Source organism: Halomonas sp. SIMBA_159, assembly GCF_046536035.1.
In the GTDB taxonomy this organism is placed as follows: Bacteria; Pseudomonadota; Gammaproteobacteria; order Pseudomonadales; family Halomonadaceae; genus Vreelandella; species Vreelandella venusta_A.
In genome coordinates this window covers 1-255 of sequence record NZ_JAWJBT010001032.1, presented here as the reverse complement: position 1 = coordinate 255, position 255 = coordinate 1, and the positions used below count along the sequence as shown (strand labels likewise).

The 255-nt window shown below is 71.8% G+C and carries 1 pseudogene; it reads left to right on the top strand.

The annotated features are described in order from the left end of the window. Window positions 1-255: pseudogene (locus tag R0J87_RS22405) on the top strand (hypothetical protein); the annotation flags it as partial.

Here is a 255-nt window from a genome sequence, read left to right as displayed (position 1 = left end):
AGGAGCAGCGGGAGGCGGCTCCGGCGGAGGCTCCGCAGCAGGAAGCCGCCGAGGCTGAAACGCAGCCAGCACCCCAGCAGGAGGCGAGGCCGCGAGCGAAGTCCGCCGGCGAGCAGCGCATTCGCAACGTGCAGGACATCGCGGCGGAGCAACGGGAAGGCCGGACGCCCGAGGAGCAGCAGCGGTTCGAGCGGGGGGAGTCTCGGGCCGCCAAGCGCAAGATCAAGGGCGCGACGTTCGAGACTTCGCCGATGG